This window comes from Mesorhizobium sp. M0991 (genome assembly GCF_040318915.1).
Classification (GTDB): domain Bacteria; phylum Pseudomonadota; class Alphaproteobacteria; order Rhizobiales; family Rhizobiaceae; genus Mesorhizobium.
Genome location: NZ_JAMYNE010000007.1, coordinates 98,805 through 118,353 on the forward strand (window position 1 = coordinate 98,805; position 19,549 = coordinate 118,353).

Sequence of the window (19,549 nt, forward strand, 5' to 3'; positions counted from 1 at the left end):
TGCTTAACCGGAAGGTGTCATAAAAAAGCCCCGTTTCCGGGGCTTTTTTTGCTGGCTTGTTCGTCAGTTCTTGCGCGGCAGTTGCGGCACAAGGCTGCGCTTGCCGCCATCCTTGCCCTTCGGCTCCGGCTTCTGCGCCACCGCCTTTTTCGCGGCGGGCTTCTTCGCCACCGCCTTCTTGGCTTTCGGCACGTCGTCCGGCTCTTCCTTCTTCGGCTTCACCGGCGCCTCGTCGGCGAGCGATTCGAGCTTCAGGCCGGTCTCGCCGGTTTCCTTCTTCTCGACGGTGACACGCACCGTGCCGCCCTTCTTGAGCTTGCCGAACAGCACCTCGTCCGCTAGCGGCTTCTTGATGTGCTCCTGGATGACACGGCCAAGCGGCCGGGCGCCCATGCGCTCGTCATAGCCCTTGTCGGCCAGCCATGCGATTGCATCCTGCGACAAGTCGAAGGTCACGCCACGCTCGGAAAGCTGCGCTTCCAGCTGCATGACGAACTTCTGCACCACCTGATGGATGACCGGCACCGGCAGCGAGCCGAACGGAATAATCGCATCGAGGCGGTTGCGGAACTCCGGCGTGAACAGCCGGTTGATCGCCTCGACATCGTCGCCTTCGCGCTTCGTCGAACCGAAACCGATCGCCGCGCGCTGAGCATCGGATGCACCCGCATTGGTGGTCATGATCAGGATGACGTTGCGGAAGTCTATCTGCTTGCCGTTGTGGTCGGTCAGCTTGCCGTGATCCATGACCTGCAACAGGATGTTGAACAGGTCCGGATGCGCCTTCTCGACTTCGTCCAGCAACAGCACGCAATGCGGATGCTGGTCGACGCCGTCGGTCAGAAGGCCGCCCTGGTCGAAGCCGACATAGCCGGGAGGCGCGCCGATCAGCCGCGAAACGGTGTGGCGTTCCATATATTCCGACATGTCGAAGCGGATCAGCTCCACGCCAAGCGAGGCGGCGAGCTGCTTGGCCACTTCCGTCTTGCCGACGCCGGTCGGGCCCGAGAACAGGTACGAGCCGATCGGCTTTTCCGGTTCGCGCAGGCCGGCCCGCGCCAGCTTGATGGCCGAGGTCAGTGCTGTGATCGCGGTGTCCTGGCCGTAAACGACGCGCTTCAACTCGATGTCGAGGCCTTGCAGCACCTTCTCGTCGTCGGCGGAAACCGTCTTCGGCGGGATGCGTGCCATGGTGGCGATCGTCGCTTCGATCTCCTTGATGCCGATGGTCTTCTTGCGTTTGGCTTCCGGCACCAGCATCTGCGAGGCGCCGGTCTCGTCGATCACGTCGATCGCCTTGTCCGGCAGCTTGCGGTCGTTGATGTAACGCGCCGAGAGCTCGACCGAAGCCTTGATCGCCTCGCTCGTGTAGCGGACCTTGTGGAACTCCTCGAAATAGGGCTTGAGGCCCTTCATGATCTCGATGGCGTCCTCGACGGTCGGCTCGTTGACGTCGATCTTCTGGAAGCGCCGCACCAGCGCGCGGTCCTTCTCGAAGAACTGGCGGAACTCCTTGTAGGTGGTCGAGCCGATGCAGCGGATGGCGCCTGACGACAATGCGGGTTTCAACAGGTTCGATGCATCCATGGCGCCGCCGGAGGTGGCCCCTGCCCCGATCACGGTGTGGATTTCATCGATGAACAGCACGGCGCCGGGATAGTCCTCGAGCTCCTTGACGACCTGCTTCAGCCGCTCCTCGAAATCGCCGCGATATCGGGTGCCGGCCAGCAGCGTGCCCATGTCGAGCGCGAAGATGGTGGCATTGTGCAGCACTTCGGGAACGTCGCCCTCGACGATGCGCTTGGCGAGGCCTTCGGCGATCGCCGTCTTGCCGACGCCGGGATCACCGACATAGAGCGGGTTGTTCTTGGAGCGGCGGCACAGCACCTGGATGGTCCGGTTGATCTCGCTCTCGCGACCGATCAATGGATCGATCTTGCCGGCCTTGGCCTTGTTGTTCAGGTTGACGCAATAAGCAGTCAGCGCGTCCTGCTGCTGCTTCTTCTTGCCGCCTTCCTCTTGCGGCTCGGCCCCGCCCTGGTTGCCTTGCTCGTCGTCGGCGCCGCGCGGCGTCCGCGTCTCGGAGGCGCCGGGGCGCTTGGCGATGCCATGCGAGATGTAGTTGACCGCGTCGTAGCGGGTCATCTGCTGTTCCTGCAGGAAGTAAGCGGCGTGGCTCTCGCGCTCAGCGAAGATGGCGACGAGCACGTTGGCGCCGGACACTTCCTCGCGGCCTGACGACTGCACATGGATCACCGCGCGCTGGATGACGCGCTGGAAACCGGCAGTCGGCTTGGAATCTTCATCGTAGCCGGTGACGAGGTTGTCGAGCTCGGTGTCGATATAGGTGAGGACCGTATGCTTCAACTCGTCGAGATCGACGTTGCAGGCACGCATGACGGCGGCCGCCTCGGTGTCGTCGATCAGGGCGAGCAGCAAATGTTCAAGGGTTGCATATTCATGGTGCCGCTCATTGGCGAGCGTCAGCGCTTGGTGAAGCGCCTTTTCCAGGCCTTGGGAGAAAGCCGGCATGTTACCTCACTTCTTCTCCATCACGCATTGCAGCGGATGCTGATTCTGTCGGGCGAAATCCATGACCTGAGACACTTTGGTCTCGGCCACCTCGAATGTATAGACCCCGCACTCGCCCACCCCATGATTGTGAACATGAAGCATTATGCGTGTGGCGGCTTCGCGGTCCTTCTGGAAAAAGCGCTCCAGCACGTGGACCACGAATTCCATGGGTGTGTAGTCGTCGTTAAGAATGAGGACCCGATACAGACTGGGCTTCTTGGTCTTGGTTTTTGTGCGCGTGATGACGGCCGTGCCGCGACCAGCCTCATTGCCGTTGCTGCCGTTCTGCATTCGCACCACGTAGCTCGTGGCAGTCAAACCTGTAGTCACGTAGTCCTGCCTCTTTCGAATCCTCATGCATCCTCGACATGTAGGTGTTCGATGGACGATTTTAAGCCCTTCTGTTTAGCTGACAATATGGCTAGGTGGCCAAACTTGACCGATTTTTCAAATCGTGAAGACCGCAGGCCCCGATTTCGAGCTGGCATGAAAAAACCCGGCCGCGCGTTTGCGACCGGGTCTGTCTTTGCGAGCCCAGGGTCGGCTCGGAACGTTCGTCGAATTTACTTCGCCTTGGCGACGATCGATTCGAACGGCTTGTAGGCTTCCTTGGCGAGTTCGGCATAGAGATCGCCAAGCTTGGTGGCCTCGGTGACGAAGCTCTCATAGGACTGCTTGGCATAGTCGGACTGGATCTCGATCGCCTTGTCCAGCGACTTGGCGGAAAAGAGCTTCTCGACAGCGGCGCTACCGGCTTCGAAGCTTTTCTTGGTGTACTCGCCCGCCTCGGCGGCGATAGCCTGCGCACCCTTGGACAGCGATGCAAAGCTCTTCAATCCGGTGTCGGCAAATTCCTTGCCGTATTTGCTGAAATCTTCATAGGTCTGGGTCATTTCACGCATTCCCTTGAACGGTTGCCTTTGGACGATGGACGCGCCTTGTCCGGGCCGCGTTGTGCAATGCGTGTAAATATATTGTGCAGTGCACAAAAAGTCAAGATTTCCGCGGCAATGCGCATCGTGAGCTGCCGGCAATCGCTAAGATTCGAATAAAGAGAAGCTCAATCCCGCAGAAAACGGTGAACGCGGCGGTTACCATAAACGGATTGGTAACGCTGCGCGCGTTAGCGTGGCCGGAGGTGAGGCAGGACCCTTTGCCGCCTCCAAGGCAACGGAAATTCAAAGGAACTATCAGTGCGTAAGGCGTTGTCGGGCTTCGTTTCCAAATCCGCGGGCTCCCTCCAAACGATCATGATCCTCGCTATGGCGATGAGCTTCGTCGTCGCGGACGCGGCTTCATCCATGGCGGCCAAGTCGGCGGCCATCGTCATCGATGCCAAGACCGGCAAGGTGCTTTATTCGTCGGACGCCGATGGCCGGCGCTATCCGGCGTCGCTTACTAAGATGATGACGCTCTATCTGACGTTCGAGGCATTGGCGAAGGGCAGGATCAGCGAGAATTCCCCGGTCGTGTTCTCGGCCAATGCCGCTGCCGAACCGCCGACGAAGCTCGGCGTCAAGCGGGGCGGCTCGGTCACGGTCGAGACCGCGATCCTGTCGATGGTGACCAAATCGGCAAACGATTCCGCAACGGCGCTTGGCGAGATGCTCGGCGGCAATGAAGCCAATTTCGCCCGCATGATGACCGCCAAGGCGCGGGCGCTGGGCATGAGGGGAACCGTTTTCCGCAACGCCAACGGCTTGCCTGATCCCGGCCAGTTCACGACCGCGCGCGACATGGCGATGCTCGGCATCGCCCTGAGAGAGCATTTTCCGCAATATTACGGCTATTTCTCGCAACGCTCCTTTCTTTATGGGCGGCAGCGTATCAACGGCCACAACCGTCTGCTCGGACGTATCAAGGGCGTCGACGGCATCAAGACCGGTTACACCCGCGCCTCCGGTTACAATCTGGTCTCCTCGGTCTCGGATGGCGATCGGCGCATCGTAGCGGTGGTCATGGGCGGCAGGTCCGGCGGCAGCCGCGACAGCCAGATGGCCGGGTTGATCAATGCCTACATGCCGAAGGCGTCGTCGCGCGGCGGCGGCGTGCTGATTGCCAAGGCTGGTGGCGGCAATCCGATTTCAGCCTTGGCCAAGGTGCTTCTACCGAAGCATGACGCGCCGACACCGGACAGTAAGCCGGACGACGATGCCGTTGCCTCCCTTGTCGAGGAAAATGCGCCCGTCGTTGAAGAAACCACTCCGGTCGTTCAGGCCAAGAGGGTCAAGACGACGGCTGTGTCGACGGTGGACGACGTGGCGACAGCCCGGGTCGCCGCAGCCTATGCCGAACCGGCGGCAGAGGTCGATCCGGTCAGCACGGCGTCAGTGCCATCCGGCTGGGCAATACAGGTCGCCTCTTCGCCAAATCAGGCCGAAGCGAAGGCTTTCCTCGACAAGGCGACGAAGCAGGCGCCCTCCGTTCTGGCCGATGCCTCCGGTTTCACCGTCGCCTTCGACAAGGACGGTGTCACCTACTACCGCGCCCGGTTCGGTGGTTTCGGTTCGAAGACCGCTGCCTGGAAGGCCTGCAACGCTTTGAAAAAGAAGAAGATCGAGTGCTACGCCGTCCAGCAGTAAGCGGCGCGCGAAACGATATCTTTCCCGAAAGTTCTGCGTCGAAGGAGACTAGTTGTGATTGGAGAGCAAGACGTCCTTGGCTTCATTGATCCGCGCCGCCAGGAAAGACGTGCCACCGATATCGGGGTGCAGGCGCTGCATCAGGCGGCGGTGCGCCTTGCGGACATCCGCCGCGGCAGCCCCCGCTTCAAGACCAAGGATCTTGTAGGCCTCCTCCTTAGTCATGGCGCCAGAACCTGGCGCAACACCCAGCCCTTCGCCACCATTCGCATCAGCGTCTTTGCGCCAGATGGGAAATCTGCCGTCAAGATACGTCTCTAGCAATTGGCGGCTCTCCGGATCGCCGGAGAGTTCGCGATAGAGTTGCTGCAATTCGGCAAGCCCCATCGAGCCAAGCATCTTGCCTTCATGGCGCCCAGCCAGCACGAGGCCTTCGAGGCCGCCGGTATCGTGATCGAGTTCCATCTCAAGCGCCGCTGTACGAACTGTCGAACGCTTGCCTGGTGCCAGTTTTGCTGCCGGCCGATTCATGCGCATGGAGCCGTACCAGGCGAGCGCAGCCGACAGGATCAAGCCGCCGATACCCTCGCGCCCGACCAGCAGCACGGCGACGCCAATCAGCCCGAGCAGCACAGGTCCAAGCGTCGTCATGCCGCCTGCAAGCTTGGCCGGATCGGCGCGCAGGAAGACAGTGACCGTGCCGAGAAACACCAGAAGCAATGCTACAAAAGCGATAATTGCGCCCATCAGTTTCCGCCGCCCCTCAGATGCTCGATCATCAGCCGGTCCTCCGGCCTGCCCCGGGCCTCCAGTGCTTTCAGGCCGCCGGTCGCAAACACGGCGACGGACGAAAGCAGGCCGGCCAAGGTTGCGGCAGCCCGCCGATCGAACCGGAACCAGGCCCCTTTCGACAGCCGCGCAATTTCCTTGAACGCCTTTTCCGCGGCGGCATCATGGCCCTCCTGAAAGACGAAGACAGGAACGCCGTGCAGACCGAGGCTGCCGGCCTTTTCGGCCAGATCATCTATGTTTTCTTCCATCGCGTCGCCGATATAGACCAGCGCGTTGACCTTGGCCGCCGCCGTCTGTTTCAGCGCATGGGCGAGCACCTTGCCGATTTGGGTATGGCCGCTGCGGCATTCGATCCGCGTCATCAACTGCTTCAGAGCTTCGGTATCGGGGACGAATGCGGAGGAGCGGCACTCGCCAAGGCCGCGAAAATAGACAAGTTGAACCTTGAGCGCCCCGGTCTTGCCGACGGCGTCGAACATCTCGGCCTGCAGCGCACAGGCGAGATCCCAGGTCGGCTGGCGGCTCATCGTCGCGTCGAGGGACAGGATCAGCCTGCCTGAACCGGTGGCGGATGCAGCGAGCGTTCTTGCCTGACGGAGAAACGCGTCGATCTCGCCGGTGCTCGATTGAGACTCGACCGGCGCAGGATTTGCCTTTGCAGGCACGGGCTGCTTCTTGTCGCTCATGACATTCAAGATGTGGCGTTGTTCCCCGGCTTGCAAGCCCAGATGAGGCGACCTGGAGGACCGGTGATGATGGCAACTGCGGACAAGCGCTTCGCCTGGTGGTCTTGGCGTCGCGGTTCTCGGCGTCAGAGCAGGCCGAGATCGGCAAGCTCACGCCTGAGCTTCGGCGGCATCTCGATCAGCCCGGCTTTGCCCTTGCCGAGATCGGCCGGCGCGTCCGCCGGCTTCAGGTAGCGCCACCCCTGGAATGCACGGCGCGGTTGCCAGTCGGTGCGCACGACCTCGGGATCGAGGATCAGATGGCAACGGCCGATACCCTCGTCATCGGTAAAGGGCCGGATTTCGGTGATCAGCTGGCGGCATTGAACATTGCCCTTGATCACCCAGTAGAGCGAGCCGCCGTCGGTAATCTCGGCGCCGCGTGTCGGCACCATGCGGGTGGTGTGGTAGTGCTCGGCCGGTTCGCCGGCGCGGCGCCGCTCGTCGAGACGGAAGGCAATCCACTCTTCCAGATCCTCGACGCTGTCACAGCCGACGCAAAGCTTTATGAGATTGAGAGACATCGTTTAAGGTTTAGTCCAGCACGCGAACGCGTCAACGGCCTGATCGACTTCTCCACAGTGGTGGTCCAGGCCGCCAGATTGGCGCTCAGCACTCCACGACATTGACGGCCAATCCGCCAAGGCTGGTTTCCTTGTACTTTTCGTTCATGTCGAGGCCGGTCTGGCGCATCGTCTCGATCGCGGCATCGAGCGGCACGAAATGAACGCCATCGCCCTTGATGGCCAGCGAAGCGGCGGTCACCGCCTTGACGGCGCCAAGCGCGTTGCGCTCGATGCACGGCACCTGCACCAGGCCGCCGACCGGATCGCAGGTCATGCCGAGATGATGTTCCAGCGCGATTTCGGCGGCGTTCTCGACCTGCTCGGGTGTGCCGCCCATGACGGCGCACAGTCCCGCCGCAGCCATTGCCGAAGCCGAACCGACCTCGCCCTGGCAACCGACTTCCGCCCCCGAGATCGAAGCATTGGTTTTGATGATGCCGCCCACCGCCGCCGCCGTCAGCAGGAAATCGCGGATGCTGGGCTGGTCGGCTTCGGGATGGAAATGCAGCCAGTAGCGCAGCACCGCGGGCAGAGTGCCGGCCGCCCCATTCGTTGGCGCGGTGACGACACGGCCGCCGGCAGCGTTCTCCTCGTTGACCGCCATCGCATAGATCGACAGCCAGTCATTGGCGAGCAGCGGGTTGGGCCGGTTCTGCTGCCATTGCTCTTGCAGCTTGTCGTGCAGCATCCGGGCACGACGGCGCACCTTCAGTCCGCCCGGCATGATGCCGTCTTGCGACAGGCCGCGCTCGATGCACCCCTTCATGGCGCTCCAGATGCCGTCGAGACCGGCGTCGAGCTCCTCGCGCGACATCTGCGTCTCCTCGTTGACGCGCTTCATCTCGGCAATGGAAAGCCCGCTTCTCGCTGCCAGGGACAGCATTTCGACGGCATTCTTGAACGGATACGGAACCTTCTTGCCCTCTGTTGTCGCCGAGCCCCTTGCCTTCAGCCGCTGCAGTTCTTCCTCGGACACTACGAAGCCGCCGCCGATCGAATAGTAGACCCGCCTCAGCAGCAACCGGTCGCCGGCATCATAGGCAGAGAAGGCCATGCCATTGGCGTGACCCGGCAGCGGCGTCTTGCGATCCAGCACAAGATCCGTTCCCGGGTCGAAACGATAGGACGGATGGCCAGGCGGCGAAATCCGCTTCTCGGCGGCGATGCGAGCGACGATGCCGTCCGCCTGGTCGGGATCCACCATCTGCGGCGTCTGGCCGGCGAGGCCGAGCACCACGGCACGATCGGAGCCATGGCCGATGCCGGTGTAGGCGAGCGAGCCATGCAGGCTGGCCGCGATGCGGTCGACCTTGGCGCCGGCCGGGCGCGGCCAGTCGTCTCCCGCAATCTCATCGAGAAACCGCCGCGCAGCCGTCATCGGCCCCATCGTGTGCGAACTCGATGGGCCGATGCCGATCTTGAACAGGTCGAAAACCGAAAGGAACACGTGGGCGTTTTCTCCTGGGACCCTGTTGAGGTCTACATATAGGAACTGCCATGATGTTTTCCGCTGTTTTGAAGATCGCGGCGCTGCGCCTGCCGACCTTGTTTGCTCCGGCAGCGACATTCCAGCTTCGACCATCGAAGCGTCCCCTCGGCCTGTGGTAAAAGCAACGCATGAGCGATTCCTTTCATCTATCGATGGCCGACCTTGCGGCGCTGGGGTTCTTCCTTGCCGCGTGGGTGCTGCATACGCTCGCCGCCGACGGAATGCTGGTCAGCCGCATGTCGCTGACGAGGGCGATGAACGTGCAGCGTGAGGCCTGGATGCGGACCATGGCCGAACGCGAGATCCGCATCGTCGACACCGCCATCATGAGCGGCCTGCAACAGGGAACCGCCTTCTTTGCCTCCAGTTCGCTGATTGCCATCGGCGGCTGTTTTGCCCTGCTCGGCGCCTCCGATCAGGTTCTGACCGTGCTGAGCGACCTGCCGTTTGGCGCCACGTCCTCACGCGCGGCCTTCCAGACGAAGGTGTTCGGGCTGGTGCTGATCCTGGCCTTTTCCTTCTTCAAGTTCGGCTGGGCTTACCGGCTATTCAATTATTGCTCGATCCTGATCGGCGCCGTGCCGATTCCGCATGGCGAGGCGTCGCGCAATCCGGTCACCGAAACGGCAGTCTGGCGTGCCGCGCGCATGAACATGCTGGCCGGGAAGCATTTCAATTCGGGCCTGCGCGGCGTGTTCTTCTCGATTGGTTATCTCGGCTGGTTCGTCGATCCCACCGTTTTCGTGCTATCGACGCTGCTGCTACTGGCGGTACTGGTGCGCCGCCAATTTTTCTCGGCGGCGCGGCAGGCGGTGCTCGGTCAGCCGCCCGGCCCGGGAAAAGGCCGATCGATGCGGCCCGACAGCCAATAGGCGATGAGCCCTATCCATTCGCGGATCGCAACAGTGGTGACCTCCAGCCAGTCGCCGGGATAGGGGAACGTGGTGATGCCTTCCCTACCGGAGGTGCGATAGTCGACTGGCCACGGAACGGTCGAAAAGCCGGCTTTGTCGAACAGCGCCTTGGCGCGTGGCATGTGGAAGGCCGAGGTCACCAGCAACCAGGTCTCGCCCGGTTTCGGCGTCACCAGTTCCTTGGTAAAGACAGCATTCTCGTAGGTGTTGCGGGATTTGTTCTCGAGGATCAGCCGATCGGCCGCGACGCCGAAAGCGGCAAAAAGACGCGGCGCGGTATCTGCATCGCCTTCGCCGCCGCGGAACGTTTCGATGCTGCCACCGGAGATAACGACTTTCGCTGTCGGAAACCGCCGCGCCAGCACGGCCGCCTCGACCATCCGGTCGCCGCTGGAGTTCATTTCATAGCCACCACGCACCAGATTGACGGCGCCATCCAGACTGCCGCCAAGTACCACGATACCGTCAACCTTTTCCGGCAGCGGCGGCCTGGGGAAGCGTTCCTCCAGCCGATTGAGCATCATGGGGCCGAGCGGGCTCCATGTCGAAACCGCCAGAATGAGGAAGGCAAGAGCGCTGCCGGCGGTCGCCAATCGCCGCCGACCGAACATCGCCGCGACCAGCCCCGCCAGCAGCAGGAAGATCGTGAGATTCAACGGCTGGACGAAGAACCAGAGAATCTTGGAGACATAGAAGAACATCCCTCACCCCCTCAGATGAGAAACGATCCTACCACCATTTTTCCGGCTGAAATGTGCCGGCCGCCTGTTCGATTACGTGGGCTGTCTGGAACAGCGTTTCCTCGTCGAAGGGCCGGCCGATTAGCTGCAGGCCGAGCGGCAGCCCCTTGGCGTCGAGCCCAGCCGGAACCGCTATGCCGGGCAGGCCGGCCATGTTCACCGTCACCGTAAAGATGTCGTTGAGATACATTTTGACCGGGTCGGCTGCCATGTCCTCGTCGGCGATGCCAAAGGCGGCGGACGGCGTTGCCGGCGTCAGAATGACGTCGACGCCTGCGGCAAACACATTTTCGAAGTCACGTTTGATCAGGGTTCGAACCTTCTGCGCCTGCAGATAGTAGGCATCGTAATAGCCGGCGGAAAGCACATAGGTGCCGATCATGATACGGCGCTTGACCTCGCGCCCGAAGCCGGCGGCGCGGGTCTTTTCATACATTTCGACAATGTCCTTGCCGGGCACGCGCAACCCATAGCGGACGCCGTCGTAACGGGCGAGGTTGGACGAAGCTTCGGCGGGCGCCACAATGTAATAGGCCGGCAGCGCGTATTTCGTGTGCGGCAGCGAGATATCGACGATCTCGGCGCCGGCATCCCTCAGCCAGGCAATGCCTTTCTGCCACAGCGCCTCGATCTCCGCGGGCATGCCGTCGACACGGTATTCCTTGGGGATGCCGACCTTCATGCCCCTGATCGGGCGGCCGATCGCCGCCTCGTAATCCGGCACCGGCAGGTCGACGGAGGTCGTGTCCTTCGGGTCGACCGAAGCCATCGACTTCAGCAGGATCGCGGCGTCGCGGACGTCGCGCGCGATCGGCCCGGCCTGGTCGAGCGACGAGGCGAAGGCGACGATGCCCCAGCGCGAGCAGCGGCCATAGGTCGGCTTGATGCCGACCGTGCCGGTGAGGGCAGCGGGCTGGCGGATCGAGCCGCCGGTATCGGTGGCGGTGGCGCCGGCGCACAGGAAAGCCGAGACGGCTGATGCCGAGCCACCGGACGAACCGCCCGGCACCAATTGGGCATTGTCCAACGTGCGCGCGGTCCTGGTGCCGCCGGCCGAAACGAAGCCGCCCTCGCCCTGATGCGTCGTCGGCATCACCACCGTGTCGAGGCGCGAACGCCGCCACGGGTTGATGACGGGCCCGTAATACGAGGTCTCGTTGGACGAGCCCATGGCGAACTCGTCCATGTTGAGCTTGCCGAGCATGACGGCGCCATCCGCCCACAGATTGGCGGTGACAGTCGATTCGTAGCGCGGCTTGAAGCCGTCTAGCACATGGCTGCAGGCCTGGGTGTGGACGCCTTCGGTGCCGAACAGATCCTTGATGCCGAGCGGGATACCCTCAAGCGGCCCGCCCTCGCCCTTGGCTAGTTTCGCGTCGGAGGACTTGGCCATGTCCCGCGCCTTGTCGTCGGTGACCACGACATAGGCGTTGAGCGCCGGATTGGCTCGCTCGATCGCCGATAGATAAGCCTCGGTGATTTCGGTGGCAGTGATCTCCCTGGAGCGCAATTTGGCGCGGGCCTGCGAAATCGTCAGCTGGGTCAGATCGCTCATCAGGCAAGGCTCTTTTCGTAAAACACCGACCACTCGGAATCGGGATAATTCAGCACCGGACGGCAGCGAGAAAAACCGGCGCGTTCGTAGACGGTCCAGGCGGCGGGATGACGGTCCCCCGTCTCCAGCACCAGACGCTTAAGCCCTTCTTGGCGCGCCAGCGCCTCGATTCGCTCGACAATCTTCGCGCCGATCTTGCGGCCGCGATGCGAAGGTCGCGTATACATGCGCTTGACCTCGCCGACGACAGTATCGTGGCGCTTCAGTGCGCCGCAACCGATGGCAAGACCGTTATCGCGGGCGATGAAGACGGTCGTGTCGCCGTCCGCCATCTGCTCGACCGTCAAATGGTAGCAATGCTCCGGCGGCGTCAGCTCCAGCAATGTGGCGTTGAGCTCCTCGACCAGCCCACGCACATCGTCCTGCAGCGGCGTCTCCGCGGCGATCTCGATTGCCATCGGCCAGCTACTCCACGACCTTCGGCACAAGGAAGAAATTCTCTTCGGTCGCCGGCGCGTTGGCGACGATGTCGGCTGCCTTGCCGCCGTCAGTGACGCCGTCCTGGCGCTTTTTCATTGCCATCGGCGTGACCGAGGTCATCGGCTCGACGCCGGAAACATCGACCTCGTTCAATTGCTCGACAAAGCCCAAAATGGCGTTCAATTCGCCGGTCATGCGCTCTGCATCCTCCTCGCTCACCGCAATACGGGCAAGATGCGCGACGCGCTTCACGGTTTTTATATCAACGGACATGTTTGTGCCTCGGGGAAAACCAGCGCTATAGCGGCGCGGCGCGTGCCGCGCAACATGCATCGTGCCGACAACTGCCCTATGGCATCGCGACGCCGTCGCAGAGGAAATAACTGCCGCCGTTGCCGCTCTGCTCGCCTTCGTCGGCGGCAGGCCGAACCGATACCAGGTCGATCTGCTTCGGGCTCATCTGTGTCAGTGAGAGAACATCGGGAAAGACGTAGCCCGGTTCCTGGCATATGGCGGTCACCGCCCAGCTTGGCGAGCGAGTCGCTTTGGTGATCTGCAGGAACTCACAGTTATATTCGATGCTTTCCAGGCCATTTGCAGACAGCACGATATTGCCGCCCTCGATCACCGTCTGCAGCGTATCCTTTTTGGCCTGCGCGCAGAGATCCTCCGATTGCAGATAGATGCCCTCGATGAAATCCTCCGCCGCCAGCGCCGGCGACGCGGCAACCAGCATGGAAATGCAAAGAGAATTTCTCAAGCGCATCGTATCGTTCCGGATCGGCTTTCTTTACAGCGTAATCGTCTTGCCGATCTTCGGCAACGCCACTTTCACGCCCGATCCGTCCAGCCCGGCCACGAATTTGTCGGCGGTCTGGTCGATCATCGGAAACGTGCCGAAGTGAGCGGGAACGACCGTCTCGAACTTGAAGAAACGCAGGCAGGCAAGGGCTGCCACCGCCCCACCCATGGTGAAGCGGTCGCCGATCGGCACGATGCCGATCTTCGGTTCATGCAACTCGTTGATCAGCGCCATGTCGGAAAAGATGTCGGTGTCGCCCATATGATAAAGCGTCTTGTCCTCGGGGAAGTGCAGGACGAGCCCGCCCGGATTGCCGAGATAGGTATTCTGGCCGCCCTCGCCCGGAAAGGACGATGAGTGCAGGGCCTGAACGAAGGTGGTGGTGAAGCCGCCGCAATCGACCGTACCACCGATATTGCCGGGATTGATCTGCTTGTCACCGACGCCCTTGCCGACCAGGTACATGCAAATCTCGAAATTGGCGACCAGCATCGCGCCGCTTTTCTTGAGCACTTCGATGGCGCCGCTGATGTGGTCGCTGTGGCCATGGGTAAGCAAGACATGCGTGATCCCTTCGGCCGGCCCTTCCCAGCCGCCCGTCCACGACGGGTTGCCGACTAGATAGGGGTCGATCAGGATTTTCGCGCCTTCGATTTCGATTCGGAATGCCGAATGTCCGTACCAGGTCAGTCTCATCAATGCTTTCCTCGATTTTTGTTTCGGTAGAGGATAGAACGCCGACGGCGAAATTAAAGTGCCACGCACGCTTTGCGCGTATAGGACGTGCGGCGTCGCGGTCAAAGGAAAAGCCGTTGGGCATCATCACCATCGAGGAGTTGCCGGCCCGGCTAGGCGGCGGCAAAACCCTGGCCGGTCTCGACCTCGGCGACAAGACGATCGGCGTGGCGGTTTCCGACCGCGGCTTGTCCTTCGCGCACCCGCGCCCTGTCATCATGCGCAGGAAATTCTCGCTCGATGCCGCAGTGCTGCTCGCTCTGCTACAGAAGGAAAATGCCGGCGCCGCGGTGATCGGCCTCCCCATCAACATGGACGGCTCGGAAGGCCCGCGCGCCCAAAAATCCCGCGCTTTCGTGCGCAATATGGCTGGATTGACCGATCTGCCGTTCGTCTTTTGGGACGAAAGGCTGTCGACGGTGGCGGTCGAGCGGACGCTGATCGAGATGGATTTTTCCCGCAAGAAGCGCGCCGGCAAGATCGATTCGGCGGCGGCCGCTTTTATCCTGCAGGGCGTTCTCGACCGCCTTCAGGCGCTCGGCGTCGATGCCTGGTCGAAATAGCGGTTGCGCATCGCCGTGATCCAGCCGCCAATTGCCTTGCGGCGGCGAAATGCCCAGAACGCCATCAGCAGCAGCCCGTCGAATACGCAAGCTTTCGCCACCATGCCCGGAATGAGCGCGGGATCAACGCCCAGCATCTGTCCATAGAGCTGGAAGACGAGATCGTGCAATTGGCGGCTCAGCATGACATAGCCGAAATTGATGTCGTTGAGCGACAGAAAGAACCAGCCCCAAAATAAGAGGAGCGGAGCCGCCCACAGCGCGAACAAGGTGCGCATTAGCGGTCATCCCTCGAATCCAGCCGGCCGGAAATGCGGGCAAGCGAGGAATTATGCGCCGCTGCCTTGGCCATGACATGGGCGGCCGCTCGGATTTCGCCGGTTCCTGGAACTGCCGCGGCAACGGCCGACCGCCGCTCGGCGAGCATCGCGACATAGGACGCCAGAAGTGCCGCCAATTGCACCGCGACAACCATGAACAGCCCATTAATGCCTTGCGCGGCGCCGCCGATGACTATCAGCGACAGCACGCCCAAGGCGGAGATGAAGGCGATCCGCACGACGCTGTCGGCGGGGTCCGGGTTGGTCGCGTCGCTGGTCAGTGCTTCAACAAAGGCCCAGCAGAACAGCACCGCGACGACAAGCAGTGCCACGGCGAGCGGCGCCACGACGACAGCGTTTTCGAGATCGGCAAATCGAGTGTTCTGGACGGGAACGCCGAGCACGCCAAGGGCCGTCGCGACGCCTCGATTTCCGTCTATGCAGATGAACGCCAGCAGGGCGAAAACGGCCGCCCAATGCAATGCCAGAAAAGAGCTCAGAATATGCCGCATGACGCTCCTGCTTCGCAGGGCAAAGCCGCTCAAGCTGAACAATCCTTGCCTTAACCATAACACTGGGCTTTGCCACCGGTCGCCGCAATGGAAACCATTCGTTAAGGTTAACGGCCATCCACAGGGGGCGCGAGAGCGGCAGCGAATTGGGCGACGGCACTTAGTTGATCGGCGGGTAGAGCGTATCGATGATCATGCGCGCATCATGGCGCGAATCGATCATGCCATAGGTATTGCGCCACTGGCCGGCGAGGCGCGTTTCGACGAAGGCGTCGGCGATCCGCCCTGCCCCCAGCCTGCGAAGCTCTGCCGCCGCCGCCGACAATGCCAATTGCTCGGTCAACAGCCGCGCCGAGCCCTCGTCGGTAGCCGCGACCTGCATTGCCGCCTTGAGCACGCCGACGGTGCCGCGTCCGCCTGCACCGAGATCGCGGTCGATGCCGGACAGCACGTCATCGAACAGGCCGGGTGCACGCCCCAGCACACGTAGCACGTCAAGCGCCATGACGTTGCCTGAACCTTCCCAGATCGCGTTGACCGGAGCTTCGCGATAGTAGCGGGCGAGCGGCCCCTCTTCGACATAGCCGTTGCCGCCGAGGCACTCCATTGCTTCATAGAGCAGCGGCGGCGCGATCTTGCAGACCCAGTATTTGACGACCGGCGTCATGGCGCGGGCGAAGGCCGCCTCGCCGCGGTCGCCGGCCGCCTCGTCGAAGGAGCGCGCCAGCCGGAACGACAGCGCGGTAGCGGCGGCAACGTCCAGCGCCATATCGGCCAGCACACGCTGCATCAGCGGCTGCTCGATCAGATTGGTTCCAAACACCTTGCGGTGGCGCGTGTGGTGGACAGCCTCGGCCAGTCCGGCCCGCATGATCGCCGACGAGGCGACGGCACAGTCGAGCCGCGTCAGGGTCACCATGTCCATGATCGTCTTCACGCCGGCGCCGGGCTCGCCGACCATCTCGCCGATGGCATTGACGAATTCCACCTCCGACGAGGCATTGGATCGATTGCCGAGCTTGTCCTTCAGCCGTTGAAAACGGAAGCCGTTGCCGGATCCGTCGCCGAGCAAGCGGGGCACGAGAAAGCACGACAGTCCCTCCGGCACCTGTCCGAGCACCAGGAAGGCATCCGACATCGGCGCCGACATGAACCATTTGTGGCCGGTCAGGCGATAAAACCCGCTGCCGGCGCGCTCGGCCTTGGTGACGTTGGCACGGACATCGGTGCCGCCTTGCTTCTCGGTCATGCCCATGCCGAGCGTCAGCCCGGCTTTTTCGACCGGAGGCTTTTGGCTTTGATCGTATTTCCGCGTCGTCACCCGAGGCGCCCATTCGCGAAACAGCTTCGGGCTGGCCATCAGCGCTGCCAGCGAAGCGCTGGTCATGGTGATCGGGCAGAGATGCCCGGTCTCGAGCTCAGCCGTGAGATAAAAGCGCGCGGCACGCACCTGGTGGCGACGGCCGATCTCGGCGTCGCCATTCTCCCAGACCGACGAATGCAGCCCGTTGGCAACAGAGCGGCGCATCAGCGCGTGATAGGCGGGATGGAACTCGACCTGGTCGATGCGCCGGCCCTGGCGATCATGGGTCCTGAGCTTCGGCGTCTCGACATTGGCAAGACGGGCCAGTTCCTGCGCCTCATGGGTCAGAACGAAACGACCAAGCCCGTCGAGGTCCTTGCGGACCGGATCGGAAAAGCGCTCGGCAAGCTGGATCAGCAACGGATCGCCCCGCCAGGCGTTGCCGCCGGCCAGCGGCGGCGGCTGGTTGGTCACGTCGTCAGTCACGCTTCGTCCTTATCACCTGAAGGCTGCGAATCCAAAGCCAAGGCGGTTTATAGCCTATGGCCAGCGGCGCGCGACGAAAATACCGGGGAGAACCAATCCAATCCCAAGCCGGTGCTTGCAGCCGCGAGGCCTCCCCCCTATAGCAGCGACTTGAGATGACCGACGCATCGTCCCTGCCACTTTATCCCCACCGCCATCTTCTGGGCATCCGCGATCTTTCCCCCGCCGATATCGAGCTACTGCTCGACCGGGCGGACCGGGCCGTTGCCATCTCGCGGCAGTCGGACAAGAAGACATCGACGCTGCGCGGCCGCACTCAGATCAATCTCTTCTACGAAGCCTCGACCCGGACGCAATCGTCGTTCGAGCTGGCCGGCAAACGGCTCGGCGCCGACGTCATGAACATGTCCGTAGCGAGCTCTTCGGTGAAAAAGGGCGAAACGCTGATCGATACGGCGATGACGCTGAACGCCATGCGTCCCGACATATTGATCATCCGCCATCAATCGGCCGGTGCGGCAGCACTTCTTGCCCAAAAAGTCGGCTGCTCGGTGGTCAATGCCGGCGACGGCGCCCATGAGCACCCTACCCAGGCGCTGCTCGACGCACTGACCATCCGCCGCGCCAAGGGTCCGCTGTCAAAGCTGATCGTGGCGATCTGCGGCGACATCCTGCATTCGCGCGTGGCGCGCTCCAACATCATCCTGCTCAACGCGCTTGGTACCCAGGTCAGGGTCGTCGCCCCTTCGACGCTTTTGCCCGCCGGCATCGAGAAGATGGGCGTCATCGTCACCCGCTCGATGGCCGAGGGTCTGAAGGACGCCGACGTGGTGATGATGCTGCGCCTGCAGCGCGAACGCATGGAAGGCGCTTTCGTACCGTCGGTGCGCGAATATTTCCACTATTTCGGCCTCGACGCCGAGAAGCTGAAAGCAGCCAAGGACGGCGCGCTGGTCATGCATCCAGGCCCGATGAACCGCGGCGTCGAGATCGCCTCCGAGATCGCCGACGGCCCGCAAAGCGTCATCCAGGAACAGGTTGAGATGGGCGTCGCCGTACGTATGGCGGTGATGGAAGCACTGCTCGATCCCCGTCGAAACCACGAGGGCCGCGGCGCATGAGCATAGCGGTCTTCAGCCGAGCCCGCATCGTCGACCCGTCGCGCGGCATTGATGAGGTCGGTACCGTCATGGTCGAAGGCCGCAAAATCGTTGCGGCCGGCAAGGCGGCCTTGAACCAGGGCGCGCCCGAAGGCGCCACGATCATCGACTGCGCCGGCAAGACTATCATCCCCGGATTGATCGATGCGCGTGTCTTCATCGGCGAACCGGGCGGCGAACACCGCGAGACCATTGCTTCGGCGAGCATCGCTGCGGCGGCCGGCGGCGTCACCTCAGTCGTCATGATGCCCGATACCGACCCGGTGATCGACAATGTCGCATTGGTCGAGTTCGTGCTGCGCACCGCCAAGGACACTGCAATCGTCAACATCTTTCCGGCGGCAGCGATCACCAAGGGGCTGGAAGGCCGCGAGATGACCGAATTCGGCCTGCTGCGCGAGGCCGGCGCGGTCGCCTTCACCGACGGCCGCCATTCTATTGCCAGCGCGCTGGTGATGCGCCGCGCGCTGACCTATGCGCGCGATTTCGGCGGCGTCATCGCGCATGAAACCCAGGACGCCGATCTCGCCTCGGCCGGCGTCATGAACGAAGGCCTTTACGCAAGCTGGCTTGGCCTTGCCGGCATTCCGCGCGAAGCCGAATCGATTCCCCTGGACCGCGATCTCGCGTTGGCTCGGCTGACCGGCGGCGCCTATCACGCTGCCAAGATTTCGACGGCTATGGCGGCAAACGCGGTAGCACGCGCGAAAGCCGATGGCGCCAACGTCACATCAGGCGTGTCGATCCACAATTTGTCGCTCAACGAGAACGATGTCGGCGAGTACCGCACCTTCTTCCGGCTGACGCCGCCGCTGCGCGCTGAAGAAGATCGGCTGGCGATGATCGAAGCGATCAAGGACGGCACCATCGACCTCATCGTCTCCTCCCACGACCCGCAAGACGTCGACACCAAGCGCCTGCCCTTTGCCGATGCCGCGGCCGGCGCCATCGGGCTGGAAACGCTGCTGGGCGCAGCGCTGCGGCTCTATCACAATGGCGACGCGACGCTGCTCCGGCTGGTCGAGACACTGTCGACCGCGCCGGCAAGATTGTTCGGCCTGCCCGGCGGCACGCTGAAACCGGGGGCATTGGCCGATCTTGCGCTCGTCGATCTGGACGAGCCATGGGTCGTCAGCGAGAGCGGCATCCGCTCGCGCTCGAAAAACACCTGTTTCGAAGGCGCGCGGCTGCAAGGCAAGGTCTTGCAAACGATGGTGGCGGGCCGCACAGTGTTTTCGGCGTAGGACGGAG

At 62.5% G+C, this 19,549-nt stretch carries 21 protein-coding genes; 5 read left to right on the forward strand and 16 right to left on the reverse strand.

Annotated features, from left to right (window positions below):
• Positions 1-63: 63 nt before the first annotated feature.
• The 3 genes from clpA to NKH70_RS13145 all read right to left on the reverse strand — a co-directional run bounded on the left by clpA (position 64) and on the right by NKH70_RS13145 (position 3,467).
• Positions 64-2,532 carry an ATP-dependent Clp protease ATP-binding subunit ClpA gene (clpA, locus tag NKH70_RS13135; RefSeq protein ID WP_352720214.1) on the reverse strand — a complete coding sequence of 823 codons (2,469 nt, stop codon included), beginning with the start codon at positions 2,530-2,532 and terminating at the stop codon, positions 64-66.
• A 6-nt stretch (positions 2,533-2,538) separates the two neighbouring features.
• A complete protein-coding gene (clpS, locus tag NKH70_RS13140) occupies positions 2,539-2,865 on the reverse strand; it encodes an ATP-dependent Clp protease adapter ClpS (protein WP_023717744.1) in 327 nt (108 codons plus the stop codon).
• Between the two features lie 272 nt (positions 2,866-3,137).
• Positions 3,138-3,467, reverse strand: a complete 330-nt coding sequence (locus tag NKH70_RS13145) for a phasin family protein (RefSeq protein ID WP_023674920.1) — start codon at positions 3,465-3,467, stop codon at positions 3,138-3,140.
• A 300-nt stretch (positions 3,468-3,767) separates the two neighbouring features.
• On the opposite strand from NKH70_RS13145, the gene NKH70_RS13150 reads away from it, so the two are divergent.
• The gene (locus NKH70_RS13150; RefSeq protein WP_352720211.1) at positions 3,768-5,156 is read left to right on the forward strand and encodes an SPOR domain-containing protein; all 1,389 of its coding nucleotides are present in this window, start codon (positions 3,768-3,770) and stop codon (positions 5,154-5,156) included.
• Between the two features lie 48 nt (positions 5,157-5,204).
• Here the strand turns inward: NKH70_RS13150 and NKH70_RS13155 are convergent, their stop codons facing one another.
• The 4 genes from NKH70_RS13155 to NKH70_RS13170 all read right to left on the reverse strand — a co-directional run bounded on the left by NKH70_RS13155 (position 5,205) and on the right by NKH70_RS13170 (position 8,686).
• On the reverse strand, positions 5,205-5,903 hold the full coding sequence (locus NKH70_RS13155) for a DnaJ domain-containing protein (RefSeq protein WP_353025396.1): 699 nt from the start codon (positions 5,901-5,903) through the stop codon (positions 5,205-5,207).
• Positions 5,903-6,634: a vWA domain-containing protein gene (locus tag NKH70_RS13160; RefSeq protein WP_352720207.1), complete on the reverse strand. Its 732-nt coding sequence runs from the start codon at positions 6,632-6,634 to the stop codon at positions 5,903-5,905. The genes NKH70_RS13155 and NKH70_RS13160 overlap by 1 nt, the downstream gene beginning before the upstream one ends.
• Positions 6,635-6,759: 125 nt before the next feature.
• Positions 6,760-7,197, reverse strand: coding sequence for a DUF1489 family protein (locus NKH70_RS13165; RefSeq protein ID WP_352466463.1), 438 nt, complete (start codon positions 7,195-7,197; stop codon positions 6,760-6,762).
• 85 nt (positions 7,198-7,282) lie between these two features.
• Positions 7,283-8,686 carry an L-serine ammonia-lyase gene (locus NKH70_RS13170; RefSeq protein WP_352720205.1) on the reverse strand — a complete coding sequence of 468 codons (1,404 nt, stop codon included), beginning with the start codon at positions 8,684-8,686 and terminating at the stop codon, positions 7,283-7,285.
• A gap of 170 nt (positions 8,687-8,856) precedes the next feature.
• Here NKH70_RS13170 and NKH70_RS13175 point away from each other — a divergent pair, with 170 nt between their 5' ends.
• Positions 8,857-9,600: a DUF599 domain-containing protein gene (locus NKH70_RS13175; protein ID WP_352720203.1), complete on the forward strand. Its 744-nt coding sequence runs from the start codon at positions 8,857-8,859 to the stop codon at positions 9,598-9,600.
• Here the strand turns inward: NKH70_RS13175 and NKH70_RS13180 are convergent.
• From NKH70_RS13180 to NKH70_RS13205, 6 genes are all read right to left on the reverse strand, one after another.
• The gene (locus NKH70_RS13180; protein ID WP_352977165.1) at positions 9,549-10,343 is read right to left on the reverse strand and encodes a YdcF family protein; all 795 of its coding nucleotides are present in this window, start codon (positions 10,341-10,343) and stop codon (positions 9,549-9,551) included. The two genes, NKH70_RS13175 and NKH70_RS13180, sit on opposite strands and share 52 nt — an antisense overlap.
• A 28-nt stretch (positions 10,344-10,371) precedes the next feature.
• Complete coding sequence (locus NKH70_RS13185) at positions 10,372-11,937, reverse strand: amidase (protein ID WP_352720200.1); 1,566 nt, start codon at positions 11,935-11,937, stop codon at positions 10,372-10,374.
• The gene (locus NKH70_RS13190) at positions 11,937-12,395 is read right to left on the reverse strand and encodes a GNAT family N-acetyltransferase (RefSeq protein ID WP_352466458.1); all 459 of its coding nucleotides are present in this window, start codon (positions 12,393-12,395) and stop codon (positions 11,937-11,939) included. Before NKH70_RS13190 ends, NKH70_RS13185 begins: the two co-directional genes overlap by 1 nt.
• Positions 12,396-12,402: 7 nt before the next feature.
• The gene (gene gatC / locus NKH70_RS13195; RefSeq protein ID WP_292653488.1) at positions 12,403-12,690 is read right to left on the reverse strand and encodes an Asp-tRNA(Asn)/Glu-tRNA(Gln) amidotransferase subunit GatC; all 288 of its coding nucleotides are present in this window, start codon (positions 12,688-12,690) and stop codon (positions 12,403-12,405) included.
• Between the two features lie 76 nt (positions 12,691-12,766).
• Complete coding sequence (locus NKH70_RS13200) at positions 12,767-13,153, reverse strand: hypothetical protein (RefSeq protein WP_353025399.1); 387 nt, start codon at positions 13,151-13,153, stop codon at positions 12,767-12,769.
• 54 nt (positions 13,154-13,207) lie between these two features.
• The gene (locus NKH70_RS13205; protein WP_352720196.1) at positions 13,208-13,915 is read right to left on the reverse strand and encodes a metal-dependent hydrolase; all 708 of its coding nucleotides are present in this window, start codon (positions 13,913-13,915) and stop codon (positions 13,208-13,210) included.
• A 116-nt stretch (positions 13,916-14,031) separates the two neighbouring features.
• Between NKH70_RS13205 and ruvX the strand changes: the two genes are divergently transcribed.
• Positions 14,032-14,517 (forward strand): Holliday junction resolvase RuvX, encoded by a 486-nt coding sequence (gene ruvX / locus NKH70_RS13210; RefSeq protein ID WP_352720195.1) that lies wholly within the window; start codon positions 14,032-14,034, stop codon positions 14,515-14,517.
• Here the strand turns inward: ruvX and NKH70_RS13215 are convergent.
• The 3 genes from NKH70_RS13215 to NKH70_RS13225 form a co-directional block, all read right to left on the reverse strand.
• Positions 14,484-14,795: a DUF6105 family protein gene (locus tag NKH70_RS13215; protein ID WP_352491551.1), complete on the reverse strand. Its 312-nt coding sequence runs from the start codon at positions 14,793-14,795 to the stop codon at positions 14,484-14,486. The genes ruvX and NKH70_RS13215 overlap by 34 nt on opposite strands.
• Complete coding sequence (locus tag NKH70_RS13220; RefSeq protein WP_292653483.1) at positions 14,795-15,349, reverse strand: hypothetical protein; 555 nt, start codon at positions 15,347-15,349, stop codon at positions 14,795-14,797. The genes NKH70_RS13215 and NKH70_RS13220 overlap by 1 nt, the downstream gene beginning before the upstream one ends.
• A 160-nt stretch (positions 15,350-15,509) precedes the next feature.
• Entirely contained in the window at positions 15,510-17,138 is a 1,629-nt protein-coding gene (locus tag NKH70_RS13225; RefSeq protein WP_352977163.1) for a DNA alkylation response protein, read from the reverse strand.
• A gap of 155 nt (positions 17,139-17,293) precedes the next feature.
• Here NKH70_RS13225 and NKH70_RS13230 point away from each other — a divergent pair, with 155 nt between their 5' ends.
• Both NKH70_RS13230 and NKH70_RS13235 read left to right on the forward strand, forming a co-directional pair.
• Positions 17,294-18,259 carry an aspartate carbamoyltransferase catalytic subunit gene (locus NKH70_RS13230; protein ID WP_352466452.1) on the forward strand — a complete coding sequence of 322 codons (966 nt, stop codon included), beginning with the start codon at positions 17,294-17,296 and terminating at the stop codon, positions 18,257-18,259.
• Entirely contained in the window at positions 18,256-19,542 is a 1,287-nt protein-coding gene (locus NKH70_RS13235) for a dihydroorotase (RefSeq protein ID WP_352720190.1), read from the forward strand. The genes NKH70_RS13230 and NKH70_RS13235 overlap by 4 nt, the downstream gene beginning before the upstream one ends.
• Positions 19,543-19,549: the final 7 nt, after the last annotated feature.